At 71.9% G+C, this 14,134-nt stretch carries 18 protein-coding genes; 11 read left to right on the forward strand and 7 right to left on the reverse strand.

Translation table 11 applies throughout. The annotated features are described in order from the left end of the window. The first annotated feature begins 67 nt into the window (after nucleotides 1–67). From GA0070612_RS13295 to GA0070612_RS13305, 3 genes are all read left to right on the forward strand, one after another. Nucleotides 68–787: a hypothetical protein gene (locus GA0070612_RS13295; RefSeq protein ID WP_157742470.1), complete on the forward strand. Its 720-nt coding sequence runs from the start codon at nucleotides 68–70 to the stop codon at nucleotides 785–787. Nucleotides 788–829: 42 nt separating this feature from the next. Next, entirely contained in the window at nucleotides 830–1,714 is an 885-nt protein-coding gene (locus GA0070612_RS13300; RefSeq protein WP_088988177.1) for a hypothetical protein, read from the forward strand. A gap of 186 nt (nucleotides 1,715–1,900) precedes the next feature. After that, nucleotides 1,901–2,275 (forward strand): YciI family protein, encoded by a 375-nt coding sequence (locus GA0070612_RS13305; protein WP_088988178.1) that lies wholly within the window; start codon nucleotides 1,901–1,903, stop codon nucleotides 2,273–2,275. Nucleotides 2,276–2,343: 68 nt separating this feature from the next. Here the strand turns inward: GA0070612_RS13305 and GA0070612_RS13310 are convergent, their stop codons facing one another. Genes GA0070612_RS13310 through GA0070612_RS13325 form a run of 4 tightly spaced genes read right to left on the reverse strand, consistent with a single transcriptional unit; the run spans nucleotide 2,344 to nucleotide 3,997 of the window. Continuing rightward, nucleotides 2,344–2,844, reverse strand: a complete 501-nt coding sequence (locus GA0070612_RS13310; RefSeq protein ID WP_088988179.1) for a hypothetical protein — start codon at nucleotides 2,842–2,844, stop codon at nucleotides 2,344–2,346. After that, nucleotides 2,841–3,431 carry a CDP-alcohol phosphatidyltransferase family protein gene (locus GA0070612_RS13315; RefSeq protein WP_088988180.1) on the reverse strand — a complete coding sequence of 197 codons (591 nt, stop codon included), beginning with the start codon at nucleotides 3,429–3,431 and terminating at the stop codon, nucleotides 2,841–2,843. The genes GA0070612_RS13310 and GA0070612_RS13315 overlap by 4 nt, the downstream gene beginning before the upstream one ends. Then, nucleotides 3,428–3,655 carry a hypothetical protein gene (locus GA0070612_RS13320; RefSeq protein ID WP_088988181.1) on the reverse strand — a complete coding sequence of 76 codons (228 nt, stop codon included), beginning with the start codon at nucleotides 3,653–3,655 and terminating at the stop codon, nucleotides 3,428–3,430. Before GA0070612_RS13320 ends, GA0070612_RS13315 begins: the two co-directional genes overlap by 4 nt. Continuing rightward, the gene (locus GA0070612_RS13325) at nucleotides 3,656–3,997 is read right to left on the reverse strand and encodes an ArsR/SmtB family transcription factor (RefSeq protein WP_088988182.1); all 342 of its coding nucleotides are present in this window, start codon (nucleotides 3,995–3,997) and stop codon (nucleotides 3,656–3,658) included. It lies immediately after the preceding gene. Nucleotides 3,998–4,159: 162 nt separating this feature from the next. On the opposite strand from GA0070612_RS13325, the gene GA0070612_RS13330 reads away from it, so the two are divergent. From GA0070612_RS13330 to GA0070612_RS31430, 3 genes are all read left to right on the forward strand, one after another. Next, nucleotides 4,160–4,687: a SigE family RNA polymerase sigma factor gene (locus tag GA0070612_RS13330; RefSeq protein ID WP_088988183.1), complete on the forward strand. Its 528-nt coding sequence runs from the start codon at nucleotides 4,160–4,162 to the stop codon at nucleotides 4,685–4,687. Beyond that, nucleotides 4,684–6,090 (forward strand): hypothetical protein, encoded by a 1,407-nt coding sequence (locus GA0070612_RS13335; protein ID WP_088988184.1) that lies wholly within the window; start codon nucleotides 4,684–4,686, stop codon nucleotides 6,088–6,090. The genes GA0070612_RS13330 and GA0070612_RS13335 overlap by 4 nt, the downstream gene beginning before the upstream one ends. A gap of 249 nt (nucleotides 6,091–6,339) precedes the next feature. Then, on the forward strand, nucleotides 6,340–6,477 hold the full coding sequence (locus tag GA0070612_RS31430) for a hypothetical protein (protein ID WP_157742471.1): 138 nt from the start codon (nucleotides 6,340–6,342) through the stop codon (nucleotides 6,475–6,477). A gap of 64 nt (nucleotides 6,478–6,541) precedes the next feature. On the opposite strand, the gene GA0070612_RS13340 is transcribed toward GA0070612_RS31430, so the two are convergent. Both GA0070612_RS13340 and GA0070612_RS13345 read right to left on the reverse strand, forming a co-directional pair. Next, nucleotides 6,542–7,729 carry an NAD(P)/FAD-dependent oxidoreductase gene (locus tag GA0070612_RS13340; protein ID WP_088988185.1) on the reverse strand — a complete coding sequence of 396 codons (1,188 nt, stop codon included), beginning with the start codon at nucleotides 7,727–7,729 and terminating at the stop codon, nucleotides 6,542–6,544. Between the two features lie 83 nt (nucleotides 7,730–7,812). Continuing rightward, on the reverse strand, nucleotides 7,813–8,754 hold the full coding sequence (locus GA0070612_RS13345; protein WP_088988186.1) for an RNA polymerase sigma-70 factor: 942 nt from the start codon (nucleotides 8,752–8,754) through the stop codon (nucleotides 7,813–7,815). Between the two features lie 344 nt (nucleotides 8,755–9,098). Here GA0070612_RS13345 and GA0070612_RS13350 point away from each other — a divergent pair, with 344 nt between their 5' ends. The 3 genes from GA0070612_RS13350 (at nucleotide 9,099) to GA0070612_RS13360 (ending at nucleotide 11,434) form a co-directional block, all read left to right on the forward strand. Continuing rightward, complete coding sequence (locus GA0070612_RS13350) at nucleotides 9,099–9,653, forward strand: Uma2 family endonuclease (protein WP_088988187.1); 555 nt, start codon at nucleotides 9,099–9,101, stop codon at nucleotides 9,651–9,653. 468 nt (nucleotides 9,654–10,121) lie between these two features. Next, nucleotides 10,122–10,391 (forward strand): hypothetical protein, encoded by a 270-nt coding sequence (locus GA0070612_RS13355; RefSeq protein ID WP_088988188.1) that lies wholly within the window; start codon nucleotides 10,122–10,124, stop codon nucleotides 10,389–10,391. Next, entirely contained in the window at nucleotides 10,391–11,434 is a 1,044-nt protein-coding gene (locus GA0070612_RS13360) for a hypothetical protein (protein ID WP_088991474.1), read from the forward strand. Before GA0070612_RS13355 ends, GA0070612_RS13360 begins: the two co-directional genes overlap by 1 nt. A gap of 76 nt (nucleotides 11,435–11,510) precedes the next feature. Here GA0070612_RS13360 and GA0070612_RS13365 read toward each other — a convergent pair whose 3' ends face one another. Next, the gene (locus GA0070612_RS13365) at nucleotides 11,511–11,933 is read right to left on the reverse strand and encodes a hypothetical protein (RefSeq protein ID WP_088988189.1); all 423 of its coding nucleotides are present in this window, start codon (nucleotides 11,931–11,933) and stop codon (nucleotides 11,511–11,513) included. Nucleotides 11,934–12,122: 189 nt separating this feature from the next. On the opposite strand from GA0070612_RS13365, the gene GA0070612_RS13370 reads away from it, so the two are divergent. Together GA0070612_RS13370 and GA0070612_RS13375 are read left to right on the forward strand one after the other, a co-directional pair. Next, complete coding sequence (locus GA0070612_RS13370; RefSeq protein WP_157742472.1) at nucleotides 12,123–12,806, forward strand: hypothetical protein; 684 nt, start codon at nucleotides 12,123–12,125, stop codon at nucleotides 12,804–12,806. Further along, nucleotides 12,803–14,071, forward strand: a complete 1,269-nt coding sequence (locus GA0070612_RS13375; RefSeq protein WP_197699368.1) for an FAD-binding protein — start codon at nucleotides 12,803–12,805, stop codon at nucleotides 14,069–14,071. The genes GA0070612_RS13370 and GA0070612_RS13375 overlap by 4 nt, the downstream gene beginning before the upstream one ends. The last annotated feature ends 63 nt before the right edge of the window (nucleotides 14,072–14,134 follow it).

Below are 14,134 nucleotides of genomic sequence, written 5' to 3' on the forward strand. Positions count from 1 at the left end.
CGGGCCGTTTCAGCGGGCGCCGGCACCCTTCGGGCACCAGTTTCCTACGCCAGGAATGGAGTGTTCGATGAGTCGCTTGGCACGCTGCCTCGCGGTGGTCGGGGTGGTCGGCGCGATGGTGCTGACCGTGTCCTCCGCTGCCGTGGCCCAGGCCGACAGGCCGCCGCGCAAGGGCACCGACTGTGTGGTCCGGTACGTCGACGAACGCGGTGGGATCGACCGCACCGAGACCGAGCCCGAGGGCCGGGCGCACGGCGTGTTCCGCTGCCTCGGCGGGCGGTGGACGTTCGCCTGGGATCCGTTCGGGCCGGACGACCTGATCACCGCCGTCGAGATCCAGATCAACCCGTCCGGTGCCGTCTCGGTTCGGCGGTTCACCGGCCCCGCGCTCGGGAACGACCTCACGCTGGGCGAGATCGCCGGCATCGCCCGAGCCGTCAGCGGCAGCCGGGAGGTGCTGATCGACCGCGCGGTCGTGGCTGTCGACGACGGCAAGGAGCGGACCCCGGAGCAGGTCGCGGCGTTGCTGGCCGGCAAGGACGACACCGGTGTACGCGTGCTCGGCACCCTCGACAAGCCGGATCCCGCCATGTCGACGAAGGACGTCGTCGACGAGGTCGGCGGCACACCGGAGACGACCGTCGTCTACTTCAGCCTCTGGGGCGCGATCAAGTCGGTGTTCGCCTGGATCGTCGACACGATCAGCGATGTCGGTGAGTGGATCGACGACCACTGCGAGTGGGGTTCCCCGAACACAGTGGGCGACCTGGTCACGTGTCGCTGGTAGCCCGGCCGACAGCGATCACCGAGACAGCGGAATGAGGACACGATGACAGCTCTGCGGACCATCACCAGGCGCGCCACCATCGTCACGACCGCCCTGATCGTCGGGCTGACCGCCTCGTACGCCCCGTCGTACGCGGCCAAGGACGAGGCCCGCACGACGGTCACCGACCACCCCGGTGCTCCGGGAACGATGCTCCACCAGATCGAGGACCTGACCGGTCGGCCCGTCGGCGACCTGGACACGGTGCTGGCCGTCGACACCGGCGGGCGGAACCTCACCGACGACCAGCTCGAAGCGCTCGTCGCCGGCAGGGAGGTCGACGGCGTCACGGTCGTCGGCACGATGCCGGGCGGCCGGGACATCCTCGGCACGACCATGGCCGACCTCGCCGACGGCACGTACGACGGCAGAGGTGACAGCGGGACGGCGACGGCACTGATCTTCGCCTCGTCGGTGCCCGGTGGCCGGAACTGGTGCCTGACCATGTGCGTCGCCAGCGGCAAGTCCGTCTGGGAATGCCTCCTGGCGAGCCGGGGAGGCGAACAGACCTTCACCCTCGACCTGGCCGGCGAGACCACTGTGGGTGGCACGAAGGCGGCCTTCGAGAAGGTCAACGGTGTGGCGGTCGACGGACCGTCCACGGTGCAGACCCTGACCGGTGACGGTGAGCCGTCGGCGGACGAGATCCAGACCCTTCTGGACGGCGGGGACGTCCCGTCGCTGCGCCGGGTGGCGACGCTGGACCGGCCGGACCCGGAATGGGCGTTGGCCGACATCGCCGGGAAGTCCGGCGTGCCGTACGCGAAGACCAAGGCCCACATCTTCACCTTCACCCTTCCCATCCTCGGGAAGTTCCTCGCGGTCTGCGTCTCGCAGGATGACGGGAAGACGTGGAAGTGCTCCGCCCGCCCGTGGGGCGGGTTCTAGCGGTAGGGCGCCCACCTCCGTCCGGGCCCTGCCGTGCGGGGTCCGGACGGTGTCGGCTCGGCACCGACCCGGGAGACGACGGTCCGGGTAAGAATTCTTCCGGCGCTCCGTCGAATCTGCGACGAGCCGTTCGTAGACCAGGCGAGGGGCGGCCGAAGGGCGCCGCCGGAACAAGGGAGTCATGCGATGCCGCGGTACCTGATCTCGTTCGACGACGGCGCGATGGACCACATCCCCGCCGAGGACCTCCCCGACGTGGGCAAGGCCGCGCACGCGGTGAGCCAGGAGGCTGTGGCCGCCGGCGTGTGGGTGTACGGCGGCGGCCTGGAACGGCAGCAGGCGAGCGTCGTGGCCCCCGACGGTACGGTCACCGACGGCCTCTTCCCGGAGACCAAGGAGGTCATCGGCGGTCTCACGATCGTCGACGTGGCCACCCGCGAGGAGGCACTGAGGTGGGCCGCCAAGATGGCCGCCGCGTGCCGGTGCGCACAGGAGGTCCGCGAGATCCTGCCGGACCCCGAGGTCGACGCGATGCTCCGCGAGACGGCCGCCCGGGGCTGACACCAGCGGCTCCATCCGGCCGGAGGGGTCGCCAGGCCTCCGGCCGGGTGGCTCGGCGGCCCGCCCGTTCAGTGGCCGGCGAGTTGTGGCACCAGGGCGATCGTGACGAAGCGGATCGTCCGGCCCAGCAGGCACGCGGCCGCGAAGGCGGCCGGGGGCATGGGTGTACGACCGAGGTAGACGCTGGTGGCCAGCAGCGGCGGAAACCCGGTGACGGCGCTGACCAGCAGCATCCCGGCCGTGTGGCGGGGGCGTTCCCACACCTCGACGAGCCGGGCCCCCGCCGCCTTCGGCCGCGCGAACATCGTGGCGAGCCGGCCCGGTGGCTGCGTCGCGGTGGCCGGAGGTCTGCTGAGCCGGCGTCGCAGCCACTGTGAGCGGATCGCGCCGCGCGCGCCGAGGAAGATCAGGAACTTACCGGCGGTCTGACCGGCCGCGGCGGCCACGCCGAGCGCCACCGGCGGCGTGCCGGTCGTCGTCACGGCCGCGATCAGGTACGGCTCGGCCGGGGTGAACGGCAGGAACGCCGACAGGAGTCCGACGGCCGCGGCCACCAGGACGGTGATCATGACGGGGTGTGCGGCAGGCCCACCGGCAGCCTGGCGGCGCGGATCAGCGAGACGACCTTCACCACGGCGACGGCGAGGGCGAAGGTGACGGCCACGGCTGTCGGCGTGCAGATCGCCAGGATCACCACCGCGGCGGTGTTCAGGGCCTTCGCCGGCGGCGACCAGTTCCACAGGTAGATGCGGCGGTCGACGCGGGCGAAGTAGTTCGGGCTGAGCAGGGGCCAGCGCAGGAACATCAGACTCAGCAACTGGTCGACGACCATGAACTGGACGAGGAAGACCCCGATCGGCAGGGCGGTGTCGGGTCGCAGCACGACCAGCGCGGCGGCGCAGGCCGACGTGCAGGCGCGGTCGGCGACGATGTCGAAGACCGCGCCGTTGCGGGTCTCCTGCCCGAGGGCCCGGGCCGTGAGACCGTCGAGGATGTCGCCGATCCAGTAGATCAGGTACGCGGCGACGAGCAGGTGGACGCTGCGGTGGGTCAGGGCCGCCACGGCGAGCCCGACGGAGGCGGCCGTCCGGACCGCGGTGATGGCGTTGGGGGCGTTGAGCAGCGTGGCCGGCGGACTGAGACCGATCGCTGTCATTCCGCGTCCTTGAGGATGCGGTGCATGTCCGCCGTGCGCCGGTTCAGCTCGGCCAACTGCGCGCTCATGTCGGTGAGCAGGCGCTGCGTCTCGGCGGCCTGCTCGGCGTACTGCCGCTGGGTGTCGCTGGACACGGTGACCCGCGCGCGAACAGCGGCGTACCAGACGCCCGCGATGAGCAGGGCGGCGATGGCAACGAGGAAGACCGAGGCGGTGTAGTCCATCTAACTGTTTCCTTTCGGGTCGGCTTCGCCGTCACCGGCGTTGCTCAGGGTCGTGACGGCGACTGCCACCACGTCGGGCGTGAGGTGCAACGAGAACGGGCTGATCTCGTAGTACTTGAGTGCCTTGCCGTCCTCGGACAACTCCAGATGCGCGGTGACGAGCCCGGCCTTCTCCAGCTTCTTGAGGTGCACCTGCAGCAGTGCGCGGCTGATGCCCAGGTCGCGGGCGAGCTGTGACACGTAGGCGCGGCCGCCGGTCAGTGCCGCGAGCACGCGTAGTCGGTGCGGGCTGGCCAGGGTGGCGAGGACCTCGATCAGCCGGTCGCCACTCACGTCTCCCATAGCTCACCTTGGCTCATGCCAACTATTATTGGCATGCGCAAGTCGCATCGTCAAACGAAGGGTGGACGGATTGGGCCACTCCACTCAACCCTGGTCCCCGTCGCCGTCGTCTGACAGTGCGTCCGCACGCGAACGCGAGGGCGGACGCGACCTGGAGGTGGCGTGAGTCGGCACGAGGACGACGAACAGTTCCGGCTGTTCGTCCAGCGGCAGTGGGGATCGTTGCTCCGAACGGCCTACCTGCTCACCGGCGACCGGGGGACAGCCGAGGACCTGACGCAGTCGGCGTTGGAGAAGACCCACCGGCGCTGGGGGCGGGTGCTGCGCAAAGACGCCCCCGAGGTCTACGTACGCCGGGTGATGGTCAACACGGCGATCTCCTGGCGACGTCGGCGGCGGCCGTTGGAGGTGCCCCTGCTGACCTCCGACAGCACACCGGCACACGACGCGTACGCGCAGGTGGAGCAGCGCCACCTGCTCCTGGCCGCGCTGCGACGGTTGCCGCCCAGGACCCAGGCGGTGCTCGTGCTGCGCTACTTCGAGGACCTCAGCGAGGCCGACACCGCCGCGGTCCTCGGTTGCTCCGTCGGCTCGGTCAAGAGTCAGGCGTCGCGCGGGTTGGCCCGACTGCGGGTCGATTTCGTCCCGTCGGCGCAGCCCCCGGTACGGCTTGAGGAGGAACTGGCATGACCGAGGACTTCGCGGGTTCGACGCTCGGTCCCACGCTCCGGCAGGCGGCGCACGGAGTCGACGTACCCGATGATCCGTGGCCGATGTTCGCGCGCCGTGAGCGACGGCACCAGCGGACGCGGCTGATCCGGACGGCGGTGGCCGCCGCGGTCGGGGTCGCGCTCGTCGGGATCCAGGCCAACGTGGTGCCGCTGCCCGGATGGGCGCCGGGCATCGCAGTCGCCGCCGCCCCGACCGCGCTCCTCGACGCACCGCCACGGGGCGCGCTGGCCGGCGACCACGCCTGGCTGGACGCGTTGCGGAAGCGGATCAGCGCCGAGTCGCCGGTGCGGACCGACACCCCGGTGGGCAGGTGGAGGATCGACAGCGACCGGATCCGCCTGGTCTACGGCAGCGACCAGCCGGGCCACCGGGTCGCGCTGGTCGCGGTGCCGCTGCGGCTGGGCCTGCTGAGCAAGGAGACCCTGGTCTGGTACGCGGGTCCGGCCGGCGGTAGCGCCGATGAGATGCGCTACGGCGGCCACAGCGAGAGCGCCGACGACCCGGTGATGACACTGATGCAGGCCGGTCCCGGCGGATTCGCCGTCGTCGTCGGCCCGGCCGACTCCTCCGTCTTGATCACCGGCGAACCTCGGTACACGGCGAGGGGCACCCTGGAGTACGAGAACCTCGCCACGGCCGACGACACCGGCGTCGGGATCGCCGCCCTGCCCGCCACGCCACTTCCGAGCGAGCCGGTGGTCCGGGTCAGCCGAGGCGGTCGGGTGCTCTACCAGGGCGGCCTGGGCGGTGGCCCGTACGCCGCGATCGACCCCACCGGGCCGGAGATGGACGCCCTGCTGGCCACCGCCCGGCGAGGTGCTTCGCTCGATGACGCCAGCCTGCGCACCTTGGTGGAGACGGCGCTACAGGACAGTCGCCTCCCAGCCGCCGGCACGACCGTACGGGTGCGGTGGTCGGGCAGCGCACACGGCCAGGCCGCCGCCCTGCTCACCGTGCAGCCGGAAGGCGGGGGAGTGATCGCGTACGCGATGCACGGCGACGAACGGACCGGCTGGTGGACCGATCTGCGGCTGCTGCTGCCGGCCGAGGGCGTCGACAGTCGGCCGGTCGGCTGGCGGGTGCGGGGCGACGACGGCACCCGCACGGCGACCGGTCAGGTACGGGTGATCGCCCCGCCGGGCGCGGCCCGCGTCACGGTCACGGTACGTGGCGCGCCCCCGGCCCCGGTGACCTTCGACGCGTCGAGCGCCGGCAGCGCCTCCGTGCCCCCGGACCAGCCGGCGACCCTCACCGCGTACGCCCCGGACGGCAGCGTCCTCGGCGTCACCCCGTTGCCGCCGGTCGAGGCCGACATGTCGGGCCTGCCCGGGGACAGCCCGGCCACCCGGGTGACCCCCTGACGCGTCGCGAGCGGGCCGAGCCGACCTCCGAACAAACCCGAACAGGCCCGTGAGCAGCCCGGACGGGTGTACGCCTGTTCGGAACAGGCATCGACTGTGGCGGTCGCCGAGCCGACGTCAATACGCTGGGATCCGGTCACCTCTGGCGCCGGCCACGCGAGACCGGGTGACGAGTTCCGCCTGCTACGGGGGCCCCGAGCACGTCCCGCTGTCCACCCGACAGCTCACCTGTTCGAGTGAGGAGAATCCATGCGAATTCGTCGTGTCGTGTACGCGATGGCGATCGGAGCCCTGCTGGCGATCGGTGCGATGGCCGCGCCGGCGCAGGCCGGGGGTGTCTCGGAAGAGCCCACCGTGACCACGATGGGTTGGGAATACGGCGACTGACACCACGGGGGAATGCGGGCGGGCCGGTGTCTCGGGGGGACTCCGGCCCGCCCCGCACGGCGTGTCACGGGGTGGTGGTGACGCTCTCCGGCCGGTTCGCGGTGATGCGGTGGCGGCGCACCGGGTACAGCATCGGGTGGGAGATGGCCCAGGCCGCGCCCTTGCAGACGACCTCCTTGTAGCGGGCCGCCAGCCTCCCCGTGAGCAGGGACGGCTTGGCCCGGTCGTCGGCGGTCACGTACTGGATGATGCCGTCGCGGCGGCCGAGGCTGATGCACTGGTTGAAGTAGCGCAGCGGCGCCTTCGGGAACTTCGACCGGCCGGTCAGTCGCGCGGCGATGGCATCGGCGGCCTGCCACGCCATCGGGGTTCCCGAGGCGCAGGACATCCGCAGCGGCTTGCCGCCCGGTCCGGCGGCGAGGCCGGCGTCGCCGACCGCGTACACGTCGGGGTGGGAGACCGACCGCATCGTGTCGTCGACCACGATCTGCCCGTTCGCCGCGACCGTCAGGGTCGTGGCGGCGGCGATCGGGTGAACGGCGAAGCCGGTCGTCCACACCGTCACCTCGGCCCGGATCTCCCGGCCGTCGCCGGTGACCACACCGGTCGCGTCGACCCGGGCGACGTCGGCGTGCTCGTGCACGGTGATGCCGAGCCGGCCACAGACGCCGTGCAGGTGCCGCTGCGCCCTGTCGTTGAGCCAGTCACCGAGGCCGCCCCGGGTCGCGAGCGCGACGTCGAGGTCCGGCCGGGCCTCGGCGATCTCGGTGACCGCTTCGAGGCCGGTGAGGCCTCCGCCGACGACGAGCACGGTCCCGCCGGCCGCGAGGTGGGCGAGGCGGTCACGCAACCGCAGCGCCGCCGGCCGGCCCGCGATGTCGTACGCGTGCTCGGCGACGCCGGGGACGCCGTGGTCGGCGGCGGTGCTGCCCAGGGCGTAGACGAGCGTGTCGTACGCGATCTCGTCGGTGCCGTGCTCGCCGGCCAGCGCGACGGTCCGGCTGTCGACGTCGACGGCGGTGACCCGCGCCTGTCGGACCGTGACGCCGGTGCCGGCGTAGACGTCGCGAAGCGGGCGGTGTGCGAGGTCCTGCCCGGTGGCGAGCTGGTGCATGCGGACCCGCTCGACGAAGTCGGCGTCGGCGTTGACGACGGTGATCTCGGTGTCGTCGGGGTGCAGTCGCCGGGCGAGGCGTCCCGCGGCGATGGCGCCGCTGTAGCCGGCTCCGAGGACGACGATGCGGTGTCTCATGGTGGCGCTCCTGTCTCGGCGGGTGGTCGCCTCCTGAACCGGGCAGCGACGCGTTTCCTGACAGGAGCCGCCTATGAGCTGGGTCACCAGACGCGGAAGAGGGCTTCCCCGTGCGGGGCCGCGGCCCATTGCCGAGTGGCACGGGCGAGCTTGTCGGGGTTGACCTGGTTGTGGATGGCCGCGACGCCGTCGGGCGTCACGTCCAGGAACATGACGCCGACGACCCGGTCGTCGATCACCACCACCACGGCCGGACCGCCGTTCGCGGCGGCGATGTGCACCGTGGGACGGCCGCCGACCAGGTCCCGCTTGACGTCGGCGGGCTTGAAAAGGCCACGCAGGAACTTCGCCACCGCCACCGCCCCGGTGATCGAGGCCCGGGCCGGGATCTTGCCCCCGCCGTCGGCGGTGCTCCGGACGTCGTCGGTCAGCAGCTCGACCAGCCGCTGGATCTCGCCGTTGTTGGCCGCCGTCAGGAACTCCGCGATGATCTTCTGGGCGGTGGCGCGGTCGACCTCCGTACGGGCCCGCTCCGCGGCGACATGCTGCTTGGCCCGCCGGTAGATCTGCTGGCAGTTCGACTCGGTGCGGCCGATGATCTCGGCGATCTCACCGTGCGGGTAGCCGAAGGCCTCGCGCAACACGTACACCGCGCGCTCGCTGGGGGAGAGCCGCTCCAGCAGGGTGAGCACCGCCATCGAGACCGACTCGCGCTGCTCGGCGGTGTCGAGTGGGCCGAGCATCCGGTCGCCGGCGAGGACCGGCTCGGGCAGCCAACTGCCCACGTAGGTCTCGCGCCTGGCCCGCGCCGAGGTGAGCTGGTTGAGGCAGACGTTGGTGAGCACCTTCGTCAGCCATGCTGCGGGCGTCTCGACGTGCCCCCGATCGGCGGCCTGCCAGCGCAGGAAGGTGTCCTGCACGGCGTCCTCGGCGTCGCTCGCCGAGCCCAGCAGGCGATAGGCGATCGCCTCCAGACGAGCCCGGGAACGCTCGAACAGCTCGACCTCGTCCGGACTCAGCGGCATGGCTAGACAGTATCCAGATGACCGCGAGGCCGGTCCCTTCGAACCGGCCCGCCGTGCGAGCAACCAGACCGCGCCGGCGACAGCCGCCATGTTCGTGATCAAGAGGTTTGCGTCACCGAGGACTCCGTTCGTGACGCAAACCTCTTGATCACCGCAGGCTTCGTCGTGGTTGCCGCCATCAGGCTGGTGTGCCAGTACGACTGGTTCACGGCCAAGCCACGCTCTGGGCACTCGACGCGGCCTGTCGTCGGGATACGTCATCACGACGCACGGCGTCGGGCGACACCCGCCGTGCGCCCATCGGGTGCGCTGATCAGCGCCGGAGGTCGCCTAGGATGGGGCCTATGGGCGCGGAGGCTGTCGGCATGCACATGCCCGCTGTTGTGACGCTCGACGACGTGGCGGCGATGAACGCTGCCGATTCGAATGGTCACCGCTACGAGACCAGCCCCGAGGGGGTTTTGTCGGTCATGCCCCCGCCCGATTCGGAACACGCCATGATCGCCAGTCGCCTCTTCGCCTGGTTGATCATGGCCGGGTGGCCCGCCGAGCAGGTGCTCCAGGCAGCCGGCGTCCGCATCTCCGGCCCGGACGGTGACGGCGGGCGCATTCCCGACCTGAGCGTCTGGCGTAAACCGCCGCTCCGCAGTGTCTGGGCTGCGGTCGCCGACGTCGTGCTCGTCGTGGAGATCGTCTCGCCGGGCTCGGAGGCGATGGACTCGGTGACCAAGGTCCGCGAGTACGCCTCGGCGGGGATTCCGCAGTACTGGGTCGTCGATCGGGACAGCGCGCAGACCGTCACCCTGCACCGCTTGAGCGGGAGTGGCGCGTACGAGGCGCAAGCGCGGATGCCACTGGCCTGGCTGCTCCAGACCGTCCCCGCCGATCACCTCGACTGAGCGCCCGCACCGGGGCACTCGACGCGTCACGTGCCGGGTACTGCCAGCGACCTTGTCACAAACCGGACAAGACGGTAAAGCCCCTGGTAGAGCACCCTTGGATCAGGTGGAGGTAGACGGGTGGCGGGCCACATCCTGATCCTCCGGCCCCGGCAGGGACACCATCGTCCGTACCGGCGCCGCCCTCACCCAGCCCGGCCTCGACGCCGAGGCGGTCACGGCACAGATGCCGTGCCGGTCACGTGCACGACGGACCCGGGCTGCCACTGACACCCTGCGGGCGCCCGCAGCGGTGCCTCCGCCCACCGGGACAGGGACGTCCGCACCGCCGGTAGTCAGGCGACGCCTCCCACCGGTCGTGCCTGCCGTCCCCGTGCCCCGCCGGCCTTTCGCACTGTGGACCCCGCCGGGTCCGGCGTCGCTCGACCGCGCGCCGACGCCTGGCGGCCGAGCCAGAAAGGGCCCGACATGGCCGCTCCCACCGCAACCGCAGCCCTGAACGCCACCGTCTTCGCGCCGGGCGACCAGATGCTGCTGACCGTCACCTACTCGGACGCCGACACCAAGCCGCTGACCGTCACCATCGTGGTCACCGACGCGCAGGGCAACAGCAGCGCGCCGGTCAAGGTCACCGCGGTCATCGACCCGCTCACCGTGACCGTCACCGACAACTCCGGGCGTACCTGGACCCGGGTCTCCGACAACGGCTCCGTGGCCGTGTACCGGTCGGTGGCGTGATGCCCCGGGTCACCGTCCAGGTCCGCGACGCCGGTGGGAACACCGCGACGGCCGGCGTCGACTACAGCCTGGTCCCACAACAACCCGTACTCGGGGGCTACTACCTGTCCGGGGGCGCGGACCCGACCGCCGACATGACCGGCGGCAACTTCCGGTCGCTCACCCAGTACCGCAGCTTCGCCGACGGCTTCATCTTCCCCGGCTACAACCGGCCCTGGCTGGTCAACCTGGGCAAGGCCGGTGTGCAGATGAACATGGTCCTGGAGTTGAAGCACTACGGCGCGCCCAACCAGGGGCCGCAGAGCTTCACCGTGGACGGCGTCAGCTACACGGTCCCGGCACCGTCGATGACCATCCAGCAGCGACCCGGCACGACCTTCCCGAAGGCGTACGGCTACGGACAGGTGATCAAGGGGCAGTGCGACGGGCTGTTCGCCCGTGCCCTGTCGCAGTACCGGGCGCTCGGCTTCGGGGTGAACATCCAGCTCGCCTCCGAGTTGGACACCGACCACGAGTTCGGCACCACCGAGGACGGCAAGGCGTACACCTGGGCCGAGTCGGACGCCCGGGCGGTACAGGCGATCAACTACATCATCACCTGGTTCAAGGCGCGGTCGCTGCCCACCAACACCACGTTCTCCGTGGGGCTGGGTGGCTTCGACCGGGCCTGCTTCCAGCGCACCCACCCGGAGTCGCTGATGGCCCGCCTCGACTTCCTCCAGTGGAACGCGTACGGCACCGACGCCAGCCACACCGCGCTGGCCCGGTTCCGCCGTACCAAGGACTGGGCGGTGGCCGACCTCGGCCCGGTGGCGCTGTCCCGGCCCGTGATCATCGCGGAGTGGGGGGTGCGGGCGGCCGAGATCCCCAACCAGGCCGCCTGGATCGCCACCGTGCCTGCGGCGATCGCCCAGCTCAACGCCGAGCGGGGGCCCCGGATCGTGCGCACCAACTACTTCAACTCGGGGTGGGGCACCCTGGTCCCGAAGGCCACCGGGTTGACGGCGCTGCGTGAGGCGTACGCCAAGCGGCCGTACGTCTGAGTGCCGCCGGCGGCCCGGTCGGCGCGACTGCCGGCCGGGCCGACCAGGCATGCGCCAGCGAGACTCTGACGCCCGGTCAGGCGCGGTGGGCGCCCGTCCCGAGCGCGTTCGGGTCGCCCAGCACGGTGTCCAGGCGCCCGTCCCGGTCACTGTCCACGTAGGTGATGTCCGGTATGCCGTCGCCGTCCACGTCGATCTGGACGACGTCGGCGACCCCGTCGCCGTCGAGGTCGGTGACCACCTCCACCGAACCGTCCAGGTGGTGGGTCACGATCGACTGGGCGCCGGCCGCGCGTGGCGGGGGCCCGGGTGTCGGCACCGGCGTCGGCGCGGGCGCGGGTGCCGGTGTGGGCCGGGGACCGGGGGTGGGCGCCGGGTGGCTCGGCAACCCGCCGACCGGCGGCGCGCTGGCCTGCTCGATGACCGTGCCGGTCGGGTCCAGCTCCTCCTCGGAGGGGAAGACGTCACCTCGTGCGGCCGGATCGCGGTAGCTGCTCATGGGCGTAGGGTTCCCCGACGACGACGAGAACAACCGTGCCCGATCGACCGGTGTCCCTGGTGCCCGGTTCGGCGGAAGATGTCGGGACCGACGCCACGGTCATGAAACGGGGGTCCGAGCGTGGAACTGCGCCGGAATCGGGGGGCCCGTGCGCTCGCCCTGGTGTGCGTACTCGGTGGAGTGCTTCTGTTGGTCTATCCCAGCGACGGGCACCTGCTCCGGACGGTCATCGCGGTGGGGGCGATCGGGCTGGGCGCCGTCGCGCTGGTCAGCGCGGTGCGGCCGTTCCGGTTCGGGATCCACGCGGACGGGCTCAGCATCCGGCGGCCGGGTCTGCGCCAGGAGATCCGGTGGGACGAGGTCGACACGCTGGTCCTCGACGAGCCGCCCCGACGCGACGGCTACGCGGGGCCTCCGCGACTGCTGCTGGTTCCTGTGCAGGGTGTGCCGCGTGAGCTGGTCACCGCCCGGCACCCGGTCGACGGCCGCCCGGCCATCGAGCTGCTCGTCCTCGACCAGGTCCGCGAGCAGCCCGAGCAGGTGTCCGCCGCTCTCGCCCGCCACGCCGGGGACCGCTTCGTCGACCTGCTCGCGCTGCGTCGCGACGCCTTCGCCACCCCGGATCTGACGGTCGGGCTGCGCGGCTACCAGATGGGCCGGGTCGACCGGTTGATCCGACGCGGGCAGGACGCCCTGATGTCCGGGGACGCGTCGGCCCGGCAGGCGGCCCGGGGGGAGATCGAACGCGCCACCGCCGCCGGTCTGCCGGTCGCCCAACGTGGTTACAGCACGTACCAGACGGATACGGTTCTGGACGCCCTCGTCACCGCGTTGGCCGACCACCAGCCCACCGATCGGGAGACCGCCACATGACCCAGCAGGGACCGCAGGCCGCAGTTCCCGAGGTGCCGCGCCGCAACTGGGCCGGCAACGTGCGGTACGCCGCCCAGGCGTTCCACCGACCGACCTCCACCGACGACCTGCGCCGACTGGTCGCCGGCAGCACCCGGCTCCGGGCGGTGGGCAGCGGGCACTCGTTCAACCGCTTCGGCGACACCGACGGCGACCTGGTCAGCCTCGCCGGGCTGCCCCAGACCGTCGAGGTGGACCACGAGCGCGGGCAGGTCACCGTGAGCGGCGCGATGCGCTACGGCGACCTCGCGCGACAGCTGCACACCCAGGGGTACGCGTTGGCGAACCTCGCCTCACTGCCGCACATCTCGGTCGCCGGCGCGGTGGCCACCGCCACCCACGGCTCCGGTCCGACCCACGGCAACCTGGCCAGCGCGGTCGCCGCCCTGGAGCTGGTCACCGCCGACGGCGACCTGCTGCGGGTCGACCGCGACACCGACAGGTTCGCCGGCATGGTGGTCGGGCTCGGCGCGCTCGGCCTGGTCACCCGGGTCACCCTGGACGTGGTGCCGGCCTTCGAGCTGCGCCAGTACGTACGGCTCGACCTCGACCGGGAGGCGCTGGACGAGGCGCTCGCCTCGGCGTACAGCGTGAGTGTCTTCACCGACTGGCGTACGCCCCGACTGCGCGAGGTGTGGCGCAAGCAGGCCGCCGACCAACCGCCACCCCCGGCGGACTGGCTGGGCACCACCGCCGCCGACCGGCCGCGACACCCGGTGCTCGGCATGCCGCCGGAGAACTGCACCCCGCAACTCGGCGAGCCGGGCCCGTGGCACGAGCGGCTGCCGCACTTCAAGCTCGGGTTCACCCCGAGCAGCGGTGACGAGTTGCAGTCCGAGTACCACCTGCCGCGTGCCGCCGCGGCCGACGCGCTCGCCGCCCTGGACGACGTGGCGCACCTGATCGCCCCGGTGCTGCTGGTGTGCGAGCTGCGTACGGTGGCGGCCGACGAGCTGTGGCTCAGCCCGAACCACCGGCGGGACAGCTTCGTCGTGCACTTCACCTGGATCGACGACACCGCCGCCGTCCTGCCGGTGGTGGCCGCCGTGGAGGAGCGCCTGGCGCCGTTCGCGCCCCGCCCGCACTGGGGCAAGGTCTTCGTCACCGACCCGGCGGAGCTGGCCGCCCGCTACCCCCACCACGCCGACTTCACCACCCTGCTGTCCGACCTGGACCCCAAGAACAAGTTCCAGACCGCCCCCCTGAACCACTACTTCCCCCGCTAACCCACCCCCGCCCCCCGCCCTGCCCCCGCCCCCCGCCCCGCCCCCGCCCCCCGCCCCCCGCCC

The organism is Micromonospora chokoriensis (assembly GCF_900091505.1).
Classification (GTDB): Bacteria; Actinomycetota; Actinomycetes; order Mycobacteriales; family Micromonosporaceae; genus Micromonospora; species Micromonospora chokoriensis.

Excerpts from the sequence above, each read along its gene's own strand:
- GA0070612_RS13355 (WP_088988188.1), top strand. The coding sequence starts at position 10,122 with ATGGCCGCTCCCACCGCAACCGCAGCCCTGAACGCCACCGTCTTCGCG.
- GA0070612_RS13365 (WP_088988189.1), bottom strand. The coding sequence starts at position 11,933 with ATGAGCAGCTACCGCGATCCGGCCGCACGAGGTGACGTCTTCCCCTCC.
- GA0070612_RS13345 (WP_088988186.1), bottom strand. The coding sequence starts at position 8,754 with ATGCCGCTGAGTCCGGACGAGGTCGAGCTGTTCGAGCGTTCCCGGGCT.
- GA0070612_RS13375 (WP_197699368.1), top strand. The coding sequence starts at position 12,803 with ATGACCCAGCAGGGACCGCAGGCCGCAGTTCCCGAGGTGCCGCGCCGC.
- GA0070612_RS13325 (WP_088988182.1), bottom strand. The coding sequence starts at position 3,997 with ATGGGAGACGTGAGTGGCGACCGGCTGATCGAGGTCCTCGCCACCCTG.
- GA0070612_RS31430 (WP_157742471.1), top strand. The coding sequence starts at position 6,340 with ATGCGAATTCGTCGTGTCGTGTACGCGATGGCGATCGGAGCCCTGCTG.
- GA0070612_RS13360 (WP_088991474.1), top strand. The coding sequence starts at position 10,391 with ATGCCCCGGGTCACCGTCCAGGTCCGCGACGCCGGTGGGAACACCGCG.
- GA0070612_RS13350 (WP_088988187.1), top strand. The coding sequence starts at position 9,099 with ATGGGCGCGGAGGCTGTCGGCATGCACATGCCCGCTGTTGTGACGCTC.
- GA0070612_RS13300 (WP_088988177.1), top strand. The coding sequence starts at position 830 with ATGACAGCTCTGCGGACCATCACCAGGCGCGCCACCATCGTCACGACC.
- GA0070612_RS13320 (WP_088988181.1), bottom strand. The coding sequence starts at position 3,655 with ATGGACTACACCGCCTCGGTCTTCCTCGTTGCCATCGCCGCCCTGCTC.
- GA0070612_RS13335 (WP_088988184.1), top strand. The coding sequence starts at position 4,684 with ATGACCGAGGACTTCGCGGGTTCGACGCTCGGTCCCACGCTCCGGCAG.
- GA0070612_RS13295 (WP_157742470.1), top strand. The coding sequence starts at position 68 with ATGAGTCGCTTGGCACGCTGCCTCGCGGTGGTCGGGGTGGTCGGCGCG.
- GA0070612_RS13340 (WP_088988185.1), bottom strand. The coding sequence starts at position 7,729 with ATGAGACACCGCATCGTCGTCCTCGGAGCCGGCTACAGCGGCGCCATC.
- GA0070612_RS13310 (WP_088988179.1), bottom strand. The coding sequence starts at position 2,844 with ATGATCACCGTCCTGGTGGCCGCGGCCGTCGGACTCCTGTCGGCGTTC.
- GA0070612_RS13305 (WP_088988178.1), top strand. The coding sequence starts at position 1,901 with ATGCCGCGGTACCTGATCTCGTTCGACGACGGCGCGATGGACCACATC.
- GA0070612_RS13315 (WP_088988180.1), bottom strand. The coding sequence starts at position 3,431 with ATGACAGCGATCGGTCTCAGTCCGCCGGCCACGCTGCTCAACGCCCCC.